Here is an 18,997-nt window from a genome sequence, read left to right as displayed (position 1 = left end):
GTGCAATCCGGGGGACGTTCATATAGGCTTATTCGACGCCTGCCGACACGCGCGGAGGCCCGTCACATTCCTGTGACCGATGGCAGGCATCGAATAACCCTTAACGGCTACGGAAGTTCGAGACCGAAGCGTCGGAGGGACCAGACATCCGACTTCGAATTTCCAGGTTCGGCCAGTTGCTGACATTTAGCCCGGTGGGACGAGCGGCAGCTTCGGACTCCATTGCCGCCACCCGAGCCGGGCTTTGATTGACGCACCAAGGTCGAGCGCCCCGAGCGGCTTGAACGAGAACGATTTACTGCTGGGCCCTCAAGCCGGCATCTTGCGGAAGGAAATCGCAAAACGATTCCAACTGTTGATCGCGGAAACGAGCAACGTCAGATCGACGATCTCTTCGTCGCTGAAATGCGGCTTGACGACTTCCCAAACCGCGTCGGGCACGCGGCCCTGCGAAACGAGTGTGACGGCTTCCGTCCATTCCAAGGCGGCGCGTTCGCGGTCCGTGAAGAACGGCGTTTCGCGCCAGACGACCACGGCCGCCAGTCGGCGATCGGTTTCGCCGCCCTTCCGCGCATCGGTCGCGTGCATGTCCACGCAGTAGGCGCATCCGTTGATCTGCGACGCGCGCAGGCGGACCAGTTCGACGAGGGACTTTTCAAGCGCTGACTTGCCGATGTGGTCTTCGAGCGCGAGCAAGGCCTTGATCGCATTCGGGTTGGCCTTGTAGAAATCGAGACGTTGTTCCACGATTGCTCCTGAGAATAGTTAGGAAGGTGCGATTGCTGCATTCGACCGTGTTGCATTTGCGGCGCCGCACACAACTGTTGCGGCTCTGTCGCGCGATCCGCAGAGGCTGGAATTCCTCACGCAACTTCGCGAGCTTTGTGTCAATTGCGCGAGGAACGCTGCCGGCTGATTCGGAAGGCGAGTTGGATCGGCGAGGCCTTCACACGCGCCCGTCTGAGCGCTTCAATGCGGCGGCGGTTTAACATCGAACGCAATCCGCCCCGCCGGCAAAAAAGTGAGCGAGATGACGGCCTCCCAGGCTCGGGTGCCGTCCAGCCGCCATAACACCTGCCGTTCCAACCTGCGAGCGCCGCGCCTTCGTTGAGCGGGACCACCAGGTTGATCTCGCCGTACGGGTGCAAGTGATAGCCGGCGCGCAAGCTGCCCTCGGGGTTGTCCTGGACGCTATCTGTGCTGTCCAGCAGTACCGCTGTGGCGCTAAAGAAGAACGTCTCCACGCTGGGCATACCAACTAGCGACCGACGATAACGCGGGCCCGCGACCTCGACATCGGCCGCCCAGCCTTCCTTTACGCCGAGACTAACCAGTCGCGCCAGGTCTTTGTACAACTCGCTCTCAACGCCATATTTCGCGCTCAGCCATTGCTCGACTCCAATCCCGGTGGTCATGTCCTTGACCTCTTGCAGCAGGGGGATGAGACGGGCCACAAGTTCGTCTTTACTATGGCAATATGCACCTTTCAGTAACCTTCTCGCCCCCCGAGAAATCCCCTTCAAGGAAGCGTTTTCATGGACCAGAAAGCATGTGTCTTCAGCGAGCTGCGCCCACGATTGCAGAAAATCGCGTATCGAATGCTCGGCTCGGTAGCCGAGGCGGAAGACATTGTGCAAGACCTATGGCTGCGCTGGCAGTCGGCCGACCGCGAGAGCATCGACAACGCGGAAGCTTGGCTAGTCGCGGTCACGACACGCATGTCCATCGACCACCTGCGCGCCGCGAAAATCCGACGCGAGCACTACACGGGCATCTGGCTACCGGAACCGGAATTGACAGATTCCCCGACCACGCCAGAACAGGCCAAAGAACGCGCCGATGACGTATCAGTTGCTTTCCTACTGTTGCTCGAGCGCCTCACGCCCGAGGCACGCGCAGCGTTCCTGCTGCGCGAGGTCTTCGACGCGGACTACGCGGAGGTGGCACTGGCCATCGGCAAGAGCGAAGCGGCATGCCGTCAGCTCGTGAGTCGTGCGAAGGTCCAACTGCGCGATGAGCGTCCACGTTATACAGTCTCGCGCGAAACGCATCGGCGCCTGCTGGAGGGGCTCGCGCAGGCGATCGAGCGCGGTGACTTCCACGCAATCAACGCGTTGCTCTCCGAGGACGCCATCCTGATTGGCGATGGCGGCGGCAAGGTGCAGAGCTTCCCGAAGCCGATGATGGGCGGCAGGCGCATCGCGCAGCTCTTCTATGCGTCTCATTTACGATTTGGCAGCGAAATGCGGCTCAAGCTGGTGCAACTCAACGGCCAATGGGCGCTGCTACGCTATTTCGAACGCCAGCTCGAATCCGCACAGTCGTTCGAAATCAACGGCAATCGCATCGTTTGCATTCATGTGCAGCGCAACCCCGACAAGCTGGCACGTATCGCAGCTGTGCACGGCAACGGCTGATACCATGCGCTGCGCACGCACTTGAGAGGCAGTAAGTACCCCGGCCCCGCTATCGCGCCGCTCGTCGATAAATAAATCTGGATTTGCGTCACAAACGAACGCACCCACCCGTCTAGTTGTCAGGAACATTACGACTATTGCTTCCATGACAGACCATCTTTCGTGCCGCTCGAACGGCGCCGACGATCCGTTGGCCAGCAGTTTCGCGACCAGCTATGCTGGCGTGGTGTCGTTTATCGCAGTCGCGAATGAGGGCAGTTTTGCGCGAGCGGGCGACCGCTTGGGCATTGGGCGCTCATCTGTGAGCCGCAATGTTCAGAAACTTGAGGCTCAACTCGACGCGCGGCTCTTCCTGCGCACGACGCGCAGCACCTCGTTGACGCGCGAAGGCGAGCTCTTTTACGAGAACTGCCAGGCTGGCCTCGCGCGCATCGCTCAGGCACTCGAAGACATGCGGGAGCTGCGCAACGGACCGCCTCGCGGCCATTTGAGCATCGCCTCGACGGCGGCCTTCGGGCGCAGGGTCGTCGCGCCGCTGTTGCGGGGCTTTCACGCGCGCTATCCGGATATATCCCTGGAACTGCTGCTGAACGAACGGCCCGCCGATTTCACTTCGGATCGCGTCGACGTGTCGTTTCGCGATGGACGCATGGAAGACAGCGGCATCGTCGCGCGCCACTTGATCCCCATGCAAATGATCGTTTGTGCATCGCCCGCGTACGCCCGAATTCACGGCTTGCCTAGCCACGTCGATGAACTGCTCGAGCATCGCCACATCAACCTGCGGACGGCATCGGGGCGCCTCAAGGAGTGGGAATTCAAGGTGGACGGTCTCACGCAGCGGTACCAGCCGACCGCGCGCCATACGTTCAACGACCCGGATCTGGCCTTGCAGGCCGTACTCGACGGACTAGGCCTGGCGCAGTTGCCTGCCTACCAGGTGTGTGAACTACTTCGTGACAGGCGGCTCGTCAGCTGCCTCGCCCAACACGCGCCAGACGACGGTGGCCACTACCTCTGCTTTCTCAGTCGAAAGCAGCTTCCGGCCCGCATTCGGGTGTTCGTTGACTACATGACTGAGCAAACGAGAGCGCTCGATCTCCAGTGTTCGACGCCGCTCACTATTGCGCAGGCAGCCGACCAGCAGCCCGCATGACGACTCCAATGATGTTCTGCAGGAAACACCGTGATTCCTCGCAAAGGCCTACCGGACAACACCGAGCATATGTATGATCGTTCGCGACTAGGCCGTCACCACCTCCCACAGCAGAGAGGCGTCTGCAAACCGATGCATCACGATGCGAATCCGCGCAGTGGGCGCGGAGGCGACCTGTCGAACCACAATCTCACGGAGAATCGTCAGACGATCGTCGGCATTGCGGTACAGAACTTACCGAGGTCAAGACAGTAGTATATAAATTGCGCGAGCGCGATTATTTGGCAATTGCCGCTCGGCCGGCAACGGACGTACCGTGGACGATCATGCGGTTCCAGCAGCGCCCGACCAAGAAACTACCGTGATCGAATTTGGGACCCCATGAGCAATCCTTTGCATCCCCCACCTCTGACCCTGCTCGAGAAGTATCGCGGCAAAGAAGGGCAAACGCTGTATTCAACGACAGTCACCGTTACCGGTGGCACAGCGGGACACGGCCGTGCCTCAGGCATCGCGAGTTCCGACGACGGCCAGTTGGCCGTCGAGCTCCGCCTACCCGAGGAACTGGGCGGACCCGGTGGCGGCACCAACCCGGAGCAGCTTTTCGCCGCGGGCTATGCGGCCTGCTTTCATGGTGCGCTGAGTCTGCTTGCCGCGCGCGCCGGCATTGCGCTCGCCAACACCTCCGTCGACGTCACGGTGCGATTCGGCCGCGATCCCGTTGATGGCTTGTTCGTCCTAACTGCGTACACACGTGTCCGCTTGCCGGGTCTAGAGCGTGAGCTCGCCGAACAGCTCGTTCGCGAAACTGAGCGTTTTACGCCTTACACTAAGATGGCGCGGCAGGGAATCGAAAACGTCGTCGCGCTCGCTGCTCCGGACGACACGGACTGAGACTGCGCGCCGCACATTCCCGGCACTACATCGCGATCGACTCCGCTGCGATATCTTCCGTGTGTTCGCCGAGCAGCGATCGCAGTTCGCGCTCGATCTGCACACATAACGTCGAAATCGGTACGTCGTTCGCGCTTCCTTCAAACGGATTTTCTGTACTCTCGCCGACCTGTTCTAGCGAGGTGTACATCCACGATACTGCGACGCTGCACGGCACGACGAGCCATATCATGTTTCCGTGCATGAAGCCACTCACGCTATCGTTGAGCTTGTCGAATTCGTGCAGCAAGCCAAAAGGAAAGAGCAGGCAAAAGAAGCGGACGAATAACGTGCTCACGGTCGCGTATTGACGCGGATATGGAAAATCCTTCAACCGTTCTGCCTTTGCCTGCAACGCAACGAAATCGCCCAAGGCGCGTTGAAGTTCCAGATAGAACGACAAATTCAGCTCTCCCGCGGTATGAAGCTTCTGCAGGCATGCGCCCTGGGTGTTCAGCAAGGCTGTCGCGGCGTTTGGGGCGCTTAGCGCGAGCGCGGTATCCGACGCTGGTAAATATCTATGCAGCGTCTCCTTGAGGCTCAATTCCCATTCCGGCACCCTGTAGTGACGACGGTATTCGGCATTAAATCCCTTGTTCATGCTCTCCCACACTCGCGGGCTGCGCAACGAATAACGCAATGTAGTGAGCCAGGCTAGATGACGCTCGATCAGCTTGCGGCTGACGCTTTCGTCGTCTGGAAAATCGCGGGCGAGCTGCCCCCAGCGCCGGCTCGCGCTCACAATGCCGGTCCAGATGTCCTGCGCGTCCATTGCCCTATTGTAGGTTTGAACGTTCTTGAAGCCGACGATGAACGACGTCGCGGTGCCAAGCAGCACGACGATGGTAAGCGGCACCGATAGCCACTCTATGTTGCAAAACCTGAACAGAATGACAGGCAACGTGCCCCAGATCGCGAGCGCGTAGATTTGTCTCCGGGTCCAGTAAAGAAATTCGGATAACTTATAAGACTTGCCGAGGTGCATATCGTGATCGCCTCGTTACACGGTGAATGAGTGGGCGCATGGATGGTCCGCTCGACGGATGCGCGATGCGTGTGCTTCCCGCACTCTCAAGACGTTCCACACCCTCATTTTGTGACATCGAACACGAAATTGCCCGTTGGTGCGCAGAGTATGTGGCTGGATGCGTAACCCAATTGGTGTAAGAAAGACAACACTATGGATCCTTACATGCGGCTAGCGCGAGACAGCACACCGACCTACGATTTACTTACGCGCTGATCCTCGGTTGAGGCATCAACCAGTCGCGGAGTCGAAACTCACCTACTCAAGGGGAAACGCATGACGCAGCGTATCAACTACATCCAGCAGTCACCGGAACTATTCAAGAAGTACATGGAATTCAGCAATCAGTTGAAGGAGAGCGCGATCGAAGAGTCGATTCGCGACCTCATCTCGATACGCGCTTCCCAGATCAACGGTTGTGGCTTCTGCGTCGACATGCACGTAAAGGAAGCTCGCATGCACGGTGAGCGCGAGCTGCGTATCCATCATCTGGCGATCTGGCGTGAATCCACGCTATTCGCACCACGCGAGCGCGCCGCCCTCGCATGGACCGAAGCACTGACACAGCTAGGCGCGCACGGCCTTGCAGACGATATTTACGAGCGCGTGCGTACGCAATTCTCGGAGAAGGAACTCTCGGATCTGACCTTCGATGTGATGGCCATCAACGGCTGGAATCGTGCGAATCTCGCATTCAGGACCGTGCCAGGATCGGCCGACAAGGCCTTCGGCCTCGACAAGGCCAACCTGGCCTGACTGCTCATACTTTGCTCTCGTCGCGAGCCCGCGTATGCGGGCTGCTCTACTGGAAGCCAATCATGGCTGGTTTCAAACATACCGTAGTCACGGCGCTCATCACTGCACAGGCGTTGATGAGCAGCGTTCAGGCCGCGCCGCCAGAAGCTCGCGTCACGCCTCTCATGACGGTCCCGCTTGAGGACTATCCGGGCAAGGAAGCGTTGATGATCAGCGTCGAATATCCGCCGGGCGCCGCGGATCCGGTGCATCGGCACAATGCATACGGCTTCATCTACGTGCTGGAAGGCACGATCATCATGCAGGTAAGGGGCAAAAAGCAGGTCATACTTTCGCCAGGGCAAACGTTCTATGAAGGCCTGAACGATGTCCATACGATCGGGCGCAACGCGAGCCAAACGGAGCCCGCAAAATTCATCGTGATGCTGCTGAAAGATAAAGGCGCGCCGGTTCTTGTGCCGGCGAAATAAACCAGACGCCTACGTTGCCCCAGGTCGAACGTTCCTGACCCCTAGGAAAACATGGCATTCCATCCGGAAAGTTGTGCCTGGCGAAATCGAGGGAGTTGCCTCTACCGAGCGCCTCGCCGCCGCGCCAATGCGACAGCCACCGGTTAAGTGGTGGCAACGCTCGGTTAGCAGCATTCGCTCCTGCGATTGCGTCAAGCGCTTGGGAGAACCGCGAATGCGGTTGGCGAGACTATAGCTGTGGCAGACAAGAACTGACTGAGACAAAACGATCGGCTGACAAATCTTTAGTAGCAAGTGTATGACCGCATCAGGCCAGAAAATACTCGCTTTCGTAATCACGCAATAATCTTCTGCATTCCTATATTTATCCAATCAAGGGAGTAAGCATTCATGCGACTCGTCATTATAGGTGCCGGCTTCGCCGGCATGTACGCCGCGCTTTCCGCAGCTCGTCTGCGCGACATCCAGGGAGTGACTCCCGAAGAACTCGAAATCGCGCTGGTAGCTCCGGAGCCGAAGCTGGTGGTTCGCCCGCGGCTCTACGAACGGAATCCTGAGACCCTCACGGCACCATTGCTGAATGTGCTCAACGCCATCGACGTGGTGTATGTGCAAGGTAGCGTCGAGACGGTTGACACCCAATCCCGCATGGTGCAGATCGCATACGGAAAAGACCTGAGCAAGTCGCTCTCTTACGACCGCCTGGTGGTGGCCACCGGCAGTCGACTATTCCGTCCCAACATTCCCGGACTCGCCGAGCACGGCTTCAGCGTCGACTCGCTCGACGATGCGGTTGCCCTCGACAAGCACCTGCACAGCCTCGCCAACCGCCCGCGGTTGAACGGGCGCGACACGGTCGTCGTGGCTGGCGGCGGATTCACTGGGATCGAGGCGGCAACTGAAATGGCGGGCCGTCTGCCCGAGATTCTCGGTAAAGATACCAAGACCCGTGTCATCATCATCGACCGCAACAGTGTGATCGCACCCGACATGGGCGAAGGTCCCCGCCCCCTCATTGACGACGCGCTGCGCAAGCTCGGTGTGGAAACCCGCCTCGACGCCGGCGTCGCCTCTCTCGACGAATCGGGCGTGACATTATCCACCGGCGAACACATCGAGACGGAGACCGTGATCTGGGCAGCAGGCATGCGTGCCGCCCCGCTGACCGCGCAGATTCCGGCCGAACGCGATAATTCTGGCCGACTTCTGGTCGATCGCGATCTGCGCGTACCGGGCGTTCAGGGTGTCTTCGCCACCGGCGATGCCGCCCGTGCCGCCTGCGATGACGACGGCAACTATGCACTGATGTCATGCCAGCACGCGACGCGTATGGGCGCATTTGCCGGCAACAACGCCGCAGCGGAATTGCTTGGCGTTCCGACCAAGCCCTACCAGCAGAAGGCCTACGTCACTTGCCTCGACCTCGGCGAAGCCGGCGCACTGTTCACGCGCGGTTGGGAGCGCAAGGTAGAGATGGTCGGCGATGTCGCAAAAAAGACGAAACAGGAGATCAACACCGTCTGGATATATCCACCGAAGGCCGAGCGCGCCGCCGCACTCGCGTCGGCCGATCCAGAGCGTGTGACCGATCTCTGAACACCTCGCGAGGATCGAACGCGTTTTCCACGCAGAAAGCGCGATCTGCCAAACATCGCGCTTAGGAGCCCCCAGAGATGAACCAGATGACTTGCAACTCCCAAGAGGAGGCAAACATGAAACTGGATAACACCCGCACCTCGGCAGTCCGCGCCAGACGAGTTGGCGCTATCCAGTTACCAAGTCGAAACATTTAAAACTCGAGCGATGTGGGGTGGACGCCGTTTGCGGCGTCCGCTATAAGTCGAAATGAAAAGGACACGGCTTCCAGCGGTAGGTGGACGCTGGGCTGACAGCGTCGAGCAATATCAGGTCGTCCTCTCGCACTCCTCTTCCAACCCAGCGCCCGCTCGTAGCGGTTCAAACGAGGATACGACGTTCCACGCGGCCAGTTGCGCAGCGACGAAGTCGATAAATACCCGCACACGCATTGGCATATTTCTTCCGAACGCGTGAACTGCGTGAACGGGCACCGATGCTAACGCGCTATCGGGCAGAACCACATGCAACCGCCCCGCTGCAATGTCTTCTCCCACGGCGATCTCCAGAATCTGCGCGATACCTAGTCCATTCAACGCTGCAACTCGCATTGCATCGCCGTTGTCCGCGTCAAACCTCCCTTCGATCGCCATCGACATCCCGTCTCCGAAGACTAGGGGGTACGCACGTCCGTTGAGCCGATAACGCACATGCTGATGCTCGCCAAGATCCGCGACCACACGCGGCGTACCTCGCTCGCGCAGGTAAGCGGGCGCGGCCACCAGAGCCAGTTGAAGACTGGCGACCCGCAGCGCATGCAAGCTGCTGTCTTCTAGCCAGCCCACTCTTATGACGATGTCGAAGCGATCGCGTATCAGGTCCGCATGGCGATCGCTAACACTCACGTCTAGCGCGAGTTCCGGGTGACTCGCCATGAGTTTCCGCGTGACGGGGTCGAGCAAAAGGCAGCTCAGCTCCGCAGGCAAGCTCACACGTAGTCGTCCAGTGGCGGCCGCAGGCGAGCGCAGCACTTCGTCCGCACCTTCCAGTCCGCGCATCAGTGGTGCTACGCGCTCATAGTACGCCTGACCCTCCATGGTCAGGACGAAAGCGCGCGTCGAGCGTTGAAACAACCGAACACCCAGTCGCTTTTCGAGCCTCGCGACGCTCTTTGACACGGCTGACGGTGTGGTGCATAACGATTGGGCTGCCATCGTAAACGACCCCGTTTCGACGGAACGAACGAAAGCCGGAAGGCCATTAAATTTTTCGGCAGACATGATGACAAAGCGGAACAAGTGAAATAGCCGATGTGCGACTACATCAGCGTGGCGGCCGTTGCTAAATTTCAGCGGTACGCCAGATCGGCGGAACATCGTGGAGAAAACATGAATCGGCTCGCAAATAAAGTTGCTGTCATCACCGGCGGAAATAGTGGAATCGGACTGGCCACTGCCAAACTACTAGTCGCCGCAGGTGCGAACGTCATCGTTGTGGGGCGCCGAGCAGATGCCGTCCATGCGGCTGTGTCCGAGCTTGGCGACAAAGCACTGGGAGTGACGGGAAATCTCGCAGATCCGAAAACGCATGACGATGTAGCATCACTCGTGTCTCATCGTTTCGGTGGGCTCGACTTTTACTTCGCAAATGCGGGAATCAACACACTCGAGTCGTCGAGCGAAGTTAGCGCTGATTCCTACGACCTGCACTTTGCGACCAACACAAAGGCAATCTTCTTCGGCGTACAAAAAATTGCGCCGTTGATGCGCGATCGCGGTGCCGTCTTGCTGACCAGTTCGATTGCAAGTTACAAAGTGTTTGATGGGCACGCCGTCTACGCAGGCACAAAGGCCGCAATCGAGGCGTTTGCGCGGAGCTGGGCGCTCGAGTTCAAGGCGCGCGGCATTCGAGTGAATGTCATGAGTCCGGGACCAGTCGACACGCCAATACTTTCGAAGCTTGGCGTGGCGGATGCCGAGCGGCCAGCGTTCGAGGCCGCCGTAGCGGGCCGCATTCCGCTCGGGCGCCTCGGACGTCCGGGAGAGCTCGCGCGCGCGGCGCTCTTTCTCATGAGTGACGAGAGCAGCTTCATCAACGGCGTCAATCTGAGAGTCGATGGCGGCATGTCGCTCACGTGATCTCATGAGCAAGACTGCTCAGTTTGCCGGGCTCTGGTACGTTGCGACATAGCGCGCTTTCGCGATGACCTTCCCATGCATCTGAAACGCAACGAGCGCCGGACTCGACTTCGGATCCACATCGATATGGGGCACATCGAGTGCGTAGACCGTAATCACGTAGCGATGCGGCTTGCCTTGCGGCGGACACGGTCCGCCGTACTTCGACTCTCCGAAGTCGGTCAACGTTTCGACGGCGCCAGCCGGCAATAGTTGAGTGTTGCCAGAGGCACCTTTCTCCAGAGAGGCTTGCGATGGGGGTATGTTAGCAACGGCCCAGTGGGTCCAGCCGAGGCCGCCGGTTGGCGCGTCGGGGTCATACATCATCACAGCGAGGCTGCGGGCTCCGGGCGGTATGTGCTTCCATGAAATCCGCGGCGATACGTTTTCGCCGCGGCAGCCGAAACCGCTGTACACCTGCTCTTTTGTGAAGCGGCCCTGATCCAGATCGCTGACTTTCACAGCAAGTGTTTCGGCGAGCGCGACCGCGGGCAGTGTTGCGAGCAGTGTAAAAACACAGACCGCTTTTTGTGTTATGAGAAGAAATCGCATAGCAAACTCCTGTGGATTGGTGAAAGGTCCGACGACATTTCTATCGCACGGTAACGCCAGCGAGAACTACTCGGAAGTGGGATCCACGAAACCACTTTGTTGCTTGGCGCGCAACAAGCGCACCACAAACGCTGGGGGCCACAATTATGTTGGCCGACCGGCCAAAATAGTTGTCGCTGACCGGCCGTGCTGCTTGACGCTCTCTAAATCGCTATGCTAACAATCGCACGTTTGGTCCTTAATGGTCCAAGTTGGCGAGAACATCGAGGTCATTCCTTTTCAAAGACGAGCGTGAATTCACTGTTATGCAAAATGATCACGAGCACTTCCAAGGCTTTGCCGGGCCGTCCAGACGTAGCACCTAACATTGACGGTGGAGATTGCTGAAGCCGGGCAGCCTCTCAGCCGCAAGCCGTATGGGATTCAGCCCCCGATAGCCGTCGCTCGAACGTTGGACAAACGAATTCTGGCGGCAAGCGAGTCGGCGGCGGCTGCCTGCCACTTCGCTAGCAAGCGATTGACGCATGTCACGTTATCCCGCCATGCCTCGCGTTTCCGCTGCAATATACGTGCTGTATATCGCTTCTATTGGGTCAACACTAAATCCCGCCGTGCGCCACGCATCGATCCCACCTGTTAACGGCAACGCAATCTGGACGCCAGCGCCTCGTAAGCGCTTCGCCATCCACGCCGCTGATACTTCTCCGGGACATGAGCAATAGATCACCATCGTTCGACGAGTGCCAAATTCGTTGACGATCTCATACGCTCTGCGTTCATCGACAAAGATTGAGCCAGGAATGACAAAGGGATCGAGGATGCGTCGCTCAGGCGATCTGATGTCGAAGACCACAGGTCGCGGGTCACATGACTGGAGAACATGCAACTCGCCCGCCGTAATCCGAGCAGTTTCAAGAGCTCTTGCGAGCAGTATCCGTCGCAAATAGCGATAAATAATATAGGACACCAGTCCCACAGCAACCACAACTAACGCCTGCCATCCAAGCTGGGAAAATATCCGAAATATCAAGTCAATTTGTGCAGAAAATAGCGCACCAATAGTCAGCCCAACAAATGCCCAAAGGCAGATTCCGATACAGTCGTAGGATATGAACAAACGTAGCCTAACTGCCATGGCGCCACACAACGGCACAGAAACGAGGGACAATCCTGGTAGAAACCGGGCGACGATCATGACGCGGACTCCCCAACGCCCGAAGAATCGCTCTGTCTTTCGAACACAGGTCTCGCGGGACATCGACAGCTTACATATAGTTTGAAGCGTGCGCTCACCGTACCGCTTGCCGCCTTGAAACCAGACAAAGTCACCGATCGAACCTCCCACGACAGCTGCTGCCAGCATGATTGAGAAATTCGCCAAAGTCGAAGAAATCGCGTGCGTTGAGATGGCAATGCTCGCACCGATGGTGATTAAAGTCGGGATGGCGGGCAACGGCAAACCAAGTGACGAGCCAAGAACGTTCAAAAAGACTATCAGTGCGCCGTATCGGGAAATTAGTTCATGTGTCAACATACTGCGCTCCTTGGATTGCCTACGCACTCTCCTCAGGATGAGTCAAGCCGTTTCTAACTAACGGGCATTGCCCGAGCATCATCCCCTCTACTCAGAGAAGTGTTTCTTAGATAAAGAACGATATACACAAGATGCCGGCTTAACTCAGTTAATTGAACGACAATGCGCAGGCGATCTATTGATGAAAATTACTTGTATCCATCGACCAACGAAACGACCTCAGTTGTCAACGTTTCCGCAAATCATTACTGCCAGTATCATCGCCCTCGCGTTTGCGGGAGTTGGTCGCGAAAATGGCTTAAATACCTCATCACCGCGGCCGATGATTCGTCCGCTAATTGCGCAAACGCCTGCATGACGCGCTACGCCAAGCCGCCAAGTTTGATTACCGAAGCAGCCCAGCGTCGAGTCACTCCAAGCCACCGTTACGGTCGTTAGAGTTGGACGCTCTATCAAACGCGCGGACGCGCCCGCCGAAGGTCGAGCGCGACCCTTTGAGGTTCGACGATTCACACTGTTTGCTGCGACGCACTCCGGTGTAGTTGGACCGGCGTACTCCCTTGCCAACAAGCTGATCGTCCGTAACCATGGATCGAGTAATAGGGTAGCCATATAAGATCCAGAAAGTCTCTTGTCGAACACGACTCACGAATAGCAGTCGACCTACCTCAACCAGAACGGCGACGAAATGCATGCCACGAGCCTGGCTTTCTTAATGCCTCCGCCAGCACTTCATGGGTGGTATCCCGTCGAGATTGAAGGGCCGGAAAAGTTGAATCATGTTGGATTTCGCGGTGTGCTGACTCAGCCCTGCAGATACAGCTTGAGCGCTTCGGATCCGCCAATGTGCCGGCCGTTGATGAATACCTGCGGCGCGGTGGTGCTGCCGGATACTGCACCGAGCACCTTCCCACGGATTTTGTGATCGAGCGGTACATCGACGTAGTCCATCTTGCGATCCGACAGCAACTGTTTCGCCTTAGCGCAATAGGGGCAGCCAACCTTCGAAAACACCACGATCTGGTCTGGACGCAGCGCGTTCGGCGCCGCATAGTTGAGCAGTGTGTCGGCATCCGACACCTTGAAAGGGTCACCCGGTTCGTCAGGCTCGATGAACATCTTATCCACTATGCAGTCCCTTACCAGCATCGAATAGCGCCTGCTGCGCTTGCCGAAACCCAGGTCAGTTTTGTCCACAAGCATGCCCATGCCGTCAGTGAACTCGCCATTGCCATCTGGAATCATCACAATGTTCCCGCATTCCTGGTCCCTAGCCCATTCGTTCATCACGAAGGCGTCATTGACAGACACGCAAAGGACAGCATCCACGCCTGCAGCACGGAACGCGGGAGCCAGCTCATTGAAGCGCGGAAGGTGGGTCGAGGAACACGTAGGAGTGAATGCGCCTGGTAGCGAGAACACAGCAATCGTTTTGGCGTTGAATAGTTCCGCCGTGGTCACGTTCTTCCATGCGTCTTCAACACGCATGCGGAACGTCACGTTCGGAATGCGTTGACCTTCACGGGATTGGGGCATGATGGACTCCATAAGTAGTGACGGTCCGGATTTGGCAACGGCGTCGGACAACTGCGTCGAGGTGCGTAGGGGGAGTAACGTCTGCCCTCCCCCGTACATAGATTCTGCCGCTTATGAGACAAGTGTGGCAGCTCAGGCTTTCGAATTCAGCCTCTCAAGAAGGCCAACAGATCCCGGTTCAATTGATCCTTTTGGCTTTGCGGGAAAATACCGTATCTGCGTAATTTCCCGTATGGGCGCCATCACTCAGCAACGCGGAAAATAGGTCGAACAACTTCCCAACATGCAGGGAATGCTCGGCGCACGAACGCGTTTCTCCTCTGCAATCCTCTCGCGGAAATACGCGCTCGAACAAATTGTCGATTTCGACAGCAATCTGCGCGACCCGTGATACCTCCCCTTCGCTGCCTCTCCGGAAAATAGAATTCCGCGGGACATTTCGAAGAATCTCAGAGGGATCCTATCTTCGACCGGTGCATTCGTCGAGCCTATGCCTTTCACGGCACCTATGCCTTCTGAACGAGATACCGGAAGAACCTCGTGCCCTCGTCCGAAAAACGGTGGACCACCGTTGTTCCGATGAGCCCGCTGCCGTCAATCATTACAAAGCTTCATGATCGCGCTCCGAGGTTAGATCTGCATCGGAGAATCCGGTAAGTGAATTGCACTCGACCGAATGGCTGGACTACTCGCAGCGCGCCCACTGCTTCTATTCGCCGACGACCCATGTAGCGCATCGTAGGCTTACGGTTGGCTACGCAATAGACCAGCAGACCGAACCAACGTGTTGTCCAGACCACAACAATCAACCGGAGACCAGCGGGGGAGCACTAAATTGAACTACTCAAGTCGAGCGCTCTAATTCGCACAGTCATGTAGTCGAGGAGAACACTTACGTGGGGCGGCAATTGCTTGCACATCCGATAGCATGCGTAGTGACCTCTGTCGTCCGGTGCGTATTGAGCTAGACACGCAAGGAGACGCCTTTCACGCAGTAGCACACTTGCCTGATAGGCGGGCAACTGAGCAATGCCCTCCCCGTCCAACACCGATTGCAAGACGAGATCCGGGTCATTGAATGTAAGCAAGGCCCTCGGGACCGTCTTTTGGCTCACCCCGCCCGTCTTGAATTCCCACTCGGCAACGCGACCGGATGCCGTTCGGACATTAATGCAGCGATGGCCGCTAAGCTCATCCACAGTGCGTGGCAAGCCGAGCTCGCGAGCGTAGGCAAGCGATGCACAAACATGTAGCTGCATGGGTATGAGTTGCCTCGCCACAATTCGAGCGTCATCCATTCGATCATCACAAAACGCGATGTCGATTCGATTTGCGGTAAGATCCGGGGCGATATCTTGGAGCCAAAAGTCGATCGCTATATCCGGATACTTAGCACGGAAACTAGTTAGCAGCGGCCCAACAATTCGGCGGCCAAACCCCGTCGTAGAGCAAATTCGCAAACGTCCACAATGCGGACCGCGGTGAAGTACACGCATCACTTCATTTTCCTGGGGCAATCCGGTCGATTTCCTGACGGCAGTTCTCTCGTAGATGAGTTCGCCATCGCGCGCCAATGAAATACTTCGTGTCGACCTCGAAAATAGCCTAGCATTCGGCCGCGCCCCCAGCTCCCGCAATTTTCGACTCGCCGAGGCGGGTCGACTCGAAGTCCGTCACTGGCCTTCGAGAACCTACCTTCCTTCACGACGGCAAGGTATTCAATTATGCGAGGATAGCTGCTAGTGAAACTGCAGGCGAGTGAGCCTTGGCCGGCGGCGGCTCGTAGGGACATTTTCCTCTGGACAAGAGAGAGTCCCATAGAGCTTGCGCATCGTCGATATGAGCGGTGATTCGCTCCAAATCGACGACGTCCCGCGCGATGCGGCAGCAAATCACCGAGGCGAAGCCTCACCGAAAGGTCGGAACTACGTGCACCCGACGAATAGGTAACGTAGACGTGCTGTGTGAATGTCATCGTCGTTTCAACGCCAAGATACCGACAGGTAGTTGGAGGGAATCATAGTGTTGTCCTCTCGACAACAGTGCCGTTTGCCATTGTCGATGAATTTTGGTAGCAAGACCCGCATTCCGTAGCCGGTAGAGAACCGGTCGAAACGTATATCAACCCGCCTAATGGCTGGTCGATGACCTATTCTTCTATATCGCCATTTTCCTGCCAGCTAAAGCATATCCGTGGCATCTAGGTGCGGCAGAGTCAGGATATGCAGCGGTATATAAGACGGTGTGGAGGTCAAGTTTGTGACAGCAAGGTCAGTATTCTTCCTGACCCGCCGTGCGTGGCGGCTCATGTTTTTGGTTTGACGAGTACAGTTGAACCAACCACGCCAAGCGACCTAATTTGGTGTGCCAACGGTAGCGGCTACTGACTAGATGTAGCTAGCATCCAGTGAAGGGCCGGTCATCTCGAAAGGAGATATTGCAATGCAAAGAACAGCAGTGTCAATTGAATGTCAGGTGTGCCGCGCCTACGGCGACGAGATGCTTGTCGGGACTTCCGTCGTCTCCTCGATGGGACTAGAAATCGACCAACGCTATTGGCCGAATTGCATCCATCGTGAGCAACAGCATTCCACCCGGCACCAGTGGGCTTTCGAGCTGTCTTTCAACGCTGGACTTTACAATTTGCAGGACGAAGATTTCCGGTCGGCGGTTTCTTACTTCTCTCTAAGCTTGCAGCATTCTTACGAATTTTATCTTCGTGCCGCGGCGTATCAAGATGGAATCAATAAGGAGCGTTTCGATACGGCGTGGAGAATTCTATCTGATCGTCCAGACCTACAGTTCGAAGCCTATGTAATTTATTACCGTGCGGCGTTCGGGTTCGCCCCGGACCAATTGTCTGACGTCCATAGGGTGATGCGCCAGACAATCGCGGAAGACACCGTGGTCTTGACACGTGAGGAGGTTGTTTCATTGGCCCAGTTGGTTCTGAATGCGCTTCAACTGGCTACGGCCGACGCGAGGCATGCATTTCCCGAAGGGTTTCAGCGCGTCAAGGATGAACATACCACTGAAGCAATACCCAGGGTCTAGCTGCATCTTTCGTGTGCGAACGAGGATGTACCGGACGCGCGCCTGATGTCGGAAGACCGGCACATCGGGACCACCGGCTATAGCCGACAGTTTCGGTCGATCTCTGTTCGTCGTCGATTGTTGCCGTTCGGACAACATGATGGATGCATTCGCGATGCTACCGGTGCTCGCCTCTCTGCCTACAATCTTTCACACGGCTCGAAACGCGAGCAAAACGAAGCGCGCGGAACTCGCCGCCGTGCTCGTGTACCGCGCCGGTGCGGAGTGCCCCACTTAATGAACAGGAGTATCGAAGATGAGCGAAACAACTCGCAATTTGCAACCGGTTATCTCCAAGCTCGGCAAGGAAGGTTCAGGCGAGCTCGTGCCTTCCCGCTACGCCGTGCGCGTGGGTGACGTCGACGTCGTGCTGATCAGCGATGGAATTCTGCCGCTTCCGACCTCAACCATGTCCACCAACGTGAGCGAAGCGGACCGCAACGAATGGTTCGACGGTCGCTTCCTGCAACGCGACATGTTCGACTGGGCGCTGAATATTGCGCTCGTGCGCAGCGGCGAACGCCTGATCCTGATCGACTCGGGTGTGGGCGACGGTTTCGAATACTTCACGCGTGCAGGTCGGTCGGTGATGCGCCTGGAATCGGCTGGCATCGACCTGGCTGCGATCACCGATATCGTGATTACGCATATGCACATGGATCACGTCGGCGGACTGAACGTTGATGGCGTTAAGTCCAAGCTGCGCCCGGACGTGCGCATTCACGTATCTGCGGCCGAAGTGGAATTCTGGAAAAATCCGGACTTCAGCAAGACGGTGATGCCGGAAGCCGTTCCTCTCGCGCTCCGCAAAGCGGCTGCGAAGTTCACGGAACTCTACAGCGAAAACATCATGCAGTTCGATCAGACCGTCGAAGTCGCAACGGGCGTGTCGGCGCGCGTAACGGGTGGGCACACGCCGGGGCATTGCGTCGTAGACGTCGCATCGAACGGCGAGAAACTGACGTTCGCAGGTGACGCGATTTTCGAAGTCGGCTTCGAGAATCCCGAATGGCAAAATGGCTTTGAGCACGAACCTGAAGTAGCTATGGACGTGCGCATCGCGTTGCTCAACGAAGCGGCTGAGACCGGCGCTCTGCTGGCAGCAGCACATATCGCGTTTCCGTCCATCGGTCACATTGCAAAAAACGGCGACGGCTTTCGTTTTGTGCCAGTGCTGTGGGACTACTGATCATCGACTAACAACCGATGGCAATTCTCAGAAGAGAATAGAAATAAGGCAATCATTTCACAATCCTTCTCGTACCTAGATTCTGGCTGTGAGTTGACGACTCTATTTCCGGTTCAAGTGAAATAAAGTCGTCAATTAGCATATGTAGGAACGAATGTGTCAACTCACCTTCGCTTCAGATTCCCATGAAATCCTGGTCTAAGGTGCGATTCTGTGTACGTGACGCAGCCGAACAGCTCCGCCATGAGCACGGCAGCCTCGCTTGGCATCAGGTTCCATGGCGGCTGGTATCTCGCACGCCCTTCGACAAGATCTCCGTTGACGACCGCGCATCGGATCTGATCGACCAGCCAGCAGCGCATTTGTCGAAGTTTGCGCATGCGCCGATTCCGCGCCTGATTGACCACGAACGCGGCTGGCGCGGGCGACATCGCTGTATCGCGGCGATGTCATTCGCGGCAGTTGATCGTCGCCCAAATTGACCTCGACGTACTCCCCCCTCGAGTCAAGCTACTCCAGACTTCCAGCAATGGCTCGCGCTTCAGGTCCGATCTCGCCACAGATGATGAATGCCGTGCACGC

18 protein-coding genes and 1 pseudogene are annotated in these 18,997 nt (G+C 57.3%); 10 read left to right on the top strand and 9 right to left on the bottom strand.

The window, feature by feature from the left end; all coding sequences use genetic code 11:
* Positions 1-309 precede the first annotated feature (309 nt).
* Positions 310-747, bottom strand: coding sequence for a carboxymuconolactone decarboxylase family protein (locus AB4Y40_RS34705; RefSeq protein WP_368691678.1), 438 nt, complete (start codon positions 745-747; stop codon positions 310-312).
* Between the two features lie 222 nt (positions 748-969).
* Positions 970-1,415: pseudogene (locus AB4Y40_RS34700) on the bottom strand (DUF4863 family protein).
* A gap of 120 nt (positions 1,416-1,535) precedes the next feature.
* On the opposite strand from AB4Y40_RS34700, the gene AB4Y40_RS34695 reads away from it, so the two are divergent.
* The 3 genes from AB4Y40_RS34695 (at position 1,536) to AB4Y40_RS34685 (ending at position 4,467) form a co-directional block, all read left to right on the top strand.
* Entirely contained in the window at positions 1,536-2,417 is an 882-nt protein-coding gene (locus AB4Y40_RS34695; RefSeq protein WP_368691677.1) for an RNA polymerase sigma-70 factor, read from the top strand.
* A 145-nt stretch (positions 2,418-2,562) separates the two neighbouring features.
* A complete protein-coding gene (locus AB4Y40_RS34690) occupies positions 2,563-3,573 on the top strand; it encodes a LysR substrate-binding domain-containing protein (protein WP_368691676.1) in 1,011 nt (336 codons plus the stop codon).
* 381 nt (positions 3,574-3,954) lie between these two features.
* A complete protein-coding gene (locus AB4Y40_RS34685) occupies positions 3,955-4,467 on the top strand; it encodes an Ohr family peroxiredoxin (RefSeq protein WP_069266925.1) in 513 nt (170 codons plus the stop codon).
* Positions 4,468-4,492: 25 nt separating this feature from the next.
* Here AB4Y40_RS34685 and AB4Y40_RS34680 read toward each other — a convergent pair whose 3' ends face one another.
* Positions 4,493-5,491, bottom strand: coding sequence for a bestrophin family protein (locus AB4Y40_RS34680; RefSeq protein WP_368691675.1), 999 nt, complete (start codon positions 5,489-5,491; stop codon positions 4,493-4,495).
* Between the two features lie 318 nt (positions 5,492-5,809).
* On the opposite strand from AB4Y40_RS34680, the gene AB4Y40_RS34675 reads away from it, so the two are divergent.
* From AB4Y40_RS34675 to AB4Y40_RS34665, 3 genes are all read left to right on the top strand, one after another.
* On the top strand, positions 5,810-6,289 hold the full coding sequence (locus tag AB4Y40_RS34675) for a carboxymuconolactone decarboxylase family protein (RefSeq protein ID WP_069266927.1): 480 nt from the start codon (positions 5,810-5,812) through the stop codon (positions 6,287-6,289).
* Positions 6,290-6,405: 116 nt separating this feature from the next.
* The gene (locus AB4Y40_RS34670) at positions 6,406-6,759 is read left to right on the top strand and encodes a cupin domain-containing protein (protein WP_368691711.1); all 354 of its coding nucleotides are present in this window, start codon (positions 6,406-6,408) and stop codon (positions 6,757-6,759) included.
* Positions 6,760-7,149: 390 nt separating this feature from the next.
* Positions 7,150-8,355, top strand: coding sequence for an NAD(P)/FAD-dependent oxidoreductase (locus tag AB4Y40_RS34665; RefSeq protein WP_368691674.1), 1,206 nt, complete (start codon positions 7,150-7,152; stop codon positions 8,353-8,355).
* A gap of 308 nt (positions 8,356-8,663) precedes the next feature.
* Here AB4Y40_RS34665 and AB4Y40_RS34660 read toward each other — a convergent pair whose 3' ends face one another.
* Positions 8,664-9,614, bottom strand: a complete 951-nt coding sequence (locus AB4Y40_RS34660; protein ID WP_368691710.1) for a LysR family transcriptional regulator — start codon at positions 9,612-9,614, stop codon at positions 8,664-8,666.
* Positions 9,615-9,722: 108 nt separating this feature from the next.
* Here AB4Y40_RS34660 and AB4Y40_RS34655 point away from each other — a divergent pair, with 108 nt between their 5' ends.
* Positions 9,723-10,472 (top strand): SDR family NAD(P)-dependent oxidoreductase, encoded by a 750-nt coding sequence (locus AB4Y40_RS34655; RefSeq protein ID WP_368691673.1) that lies wholly within the window; start codon positions 9,723-9,725, stop codon positions 10,470-10,472.
* An 18-nt stretch (positions 10,473-10,490) separates the two neighbouring features.
* Here the strand turns inward: AB4Y40_RS34655 and AB4Y40_RS34650 are convergent, their stop codons facing one another.
* From AB4Y40_RS34650 to AB4Y40_RS34630, 5 genes are all read right to left on the bottom strand, one after another.
* On the bottom strand, positions 10,491-11,063 hold the full coding sequence (locus AB4Y40_RS34650; protein WP_368691672.1) for a YbhB/YbcL family Raf kinase inhibitor-like protein: 573 nt from the start codon (positions 11,061-11,063) through the stop codon (positions 10,491-10,493).
* A 532-nt stretch (positions 11,064-11,595) separates the two neighbouring features.
* Complete coding sequence (locus AB4Y40_RS34645) at positions 11,596-12,597, bottom strand: VTT domain-containing protein (protein ID WP_368691671.1); 1,002 nt, start codon at positions 12,595-12,597, stop codon at positions 11,596-11,598.
* Positions 12,598-12,816: 219 nt separating this feature from the next.
* Positions 12,817-13,209: a DUF3331 domain-containing protein gene (locus AB4Y40_RS34640; RefSeq protein ID WP_368691670.1), complete on the bottom strand. Its 393-nt coding sequence runs from the start codon at positions 13,207-13,209 to the stop codon at positions 12,817-12,819.
* A gap of 192 nt (positions 13,210-13,401) precedes the next feature.
* Positions 13,402-14,133, bottom strand: a complete 732-nt coding sequence (locus AB4Y40_RS34635; RefSeq protein ID WP_368691669.1) for a glutathione peroxidase — start codon at positions 14,131-14,133, stop codon at positions 13,402-13,404.
* Between the two features lie 830 nt (positions 14,134-14,963).
* The gene (locus AB4Y40_RS34630; RefSeq protein WP_368691709.1) at positions 14,964-15,629 is read right to left on the bottom strand and encodes a substrate binding domain-containing protein; all 666 of its coding nucleotides are present in this window, start codon (positions 15,627-15,629) and stop codon (positions 14,964-14,966) included.
* A gap of 946 nt (positions 15,630-16,575) precedes the next feature.
* On the opposite strand from AB4Y40_RS34630, the gene AB4Y40_RS34625 reads away from it, so the two are divergent.
* From AB4Y40_RS34625 to AB4Y40_RS34615, 3 genes are all read left to right on the top strand, one after another.
* A complete protein-coding gene (locus tag AB4Y40_RS34625; protein WP_368691668.1) occupies positions 16,576-17,187 on the top strand; it encodes a hypothetical protein in 612 nt (203 codons plus the stop codon).
* 295 nt (positions 17,188-17,482) lie between these two features.
* Positions 17,483-18,415, top strand: coding sequence for an MBL fold metallo-hydrolase (locus AB4Y40_RS34620; protein ID WP_368691667.1), 933 nt, complete (start codon positions 17,483-17,485; stop codon positions 18,413-18,415).
* 185 nt (positions 18,416-18,600) lie between these two features.
* Positions 18,601-18,897, top strand: coding sequence for a hypothetical protein (locus tag AB4Y40_RS34615; RefSeq protein WP_368691666.1), 297 nt, complete (start codon positions 18,601-18,603; stop codon positions 18,895-18,897).
* The last annotated feature ends 100 nt before the right edge of the window (positions 18,898-18,997 follow it).

The organism is Paraburkholderia sp. EG287B, assembly GCF_040965595.1.
GTDB lineage: Bacteria > Pseudomonadota > Gammaproteobacteria > Burkholderiales > Burkholderiaceae > Paraburkholderia.
Note: the sequence above shows the minus strand (reverse complement) of the source record. Positions and strands in the feature narration are given on the sequence as shown.

Coding starts and splice junctions, on each gene's coding strand:
- AB4Y40_RS34695 (WP_368691677.1), top strand. CDS start 1,536: ATGGACCAGAAAGCATGTGTCTTCAGCGAGCTGCGCCCACGATTGCAG.
- AB4Y40_RS34690 (WP_368691676.1), top strand. CDS start 2,563: ATGACAGACCATCTTTCGTGCCGCTCGAACGGCGCCGACGATCCGTTG.
- AB4Y40_RS34685 (WP_069266925.1), top strand. CDS start 3,955: ATGAGCAATCCTTTGCATCCCCCACCTCTGACCCTGCTCGAGAAGTAT.
- AB4Y40_RS34680 (WP_368691675.1), bottom strand. CDS start 5,491: ATGCACCTCGGCAAGTCTTATAAGTTATCCGAATTTCTTTACTGGACC.
- AB4Y40_RS34675 (WP_069266927.1), top strand. CDS start 5,810: ATGACGCAGCGTATCAACTACATCCAGCAGTCACCGGAACTATTCAAG.
- AB4Y40_RS34670 (WP_368691711.1), top strand. CDS start 6,406: ATGAGCAGCGTTCAGGCCGCGCCGCCAGAAGCTCGCGTCACGCCTCTC.
- AB4Y40_RS34665 (WP_368691674.1), top strand. CDS start 7,150: ATGCGACTCGTCATTATAGGTGCCGGCTTCGCCGGCATGTACGCCGCG.
- AB4Y40_RS34660 (WP_368691710.1), bottom strand. CDS start 9,614: ATGTCTGCCGAAAAATTTAATGGCCTTCCGGCTTTCGTTCGTTCCGTC.
- AB4Y40_RS34655 (WP_368691673.1), top strand. CDS start 9,723: ATGAATCGGCTCGCAAATAAAGTTGCTGTCATCACCGGCGGAAATAGT.
- AB4Y40_RS34650 (WP_368691672.1), bottom strand. CDS start 11,063: ATGCGATTTCTTCTCATAACACAAAAAGCGGTCTGTGTTTTTACACTG.
- AB4Y40_RS34645 (WP_368691671.1), bottom strand. CDS start 12,597: ATGTTGACACATGAACTAATTTCCCGATACGGCGCACTGATAGTCTTT.
- AB4Y40_RS34640 (WP_368691670.1), bottom strand. CDS start 13,209: ATGGCTACCCTATTACTCGATCCATGGTTACGGACGATCAGCTTGTTG.
- AB4Y40_RS34635 (WP_368691669.1), bottom strand. CDS start 14,133: ATGCCCCAATCCCGTGAAGGTCAACGCATTCCGAACGTGACGTTCCGC.
- AB4Y40_RS34630 (WP_368691709.1), bottom strand. CDS start 15,629: ATGCGTGTACTTCACCGCGGTCCGCATTGTGGACGTTTGCGAATTTGC.
- AB4Y40_RS34625 (WP_368691668.1), top strand. CDS start 16,576: ATGCAAAGAACAGCAGTGTCAATTGAATGTCAGGTGTGCCGCGCCTAC.
- AB4Y40_RS34620 (WP_368691667.1), top strand. CDS start 17,483: ATGAGCGAAACAACTCGCAATTTGCAACCGGTTATCTCCAAGCTCGGC.
- AB4Y40_RS34615 (WP_368691666.1), top strand. CDS start 18,601: ATGAAATCCTGGTCTAAGGTGCGATTCTGTGTACGTGACGCAGCCGAA.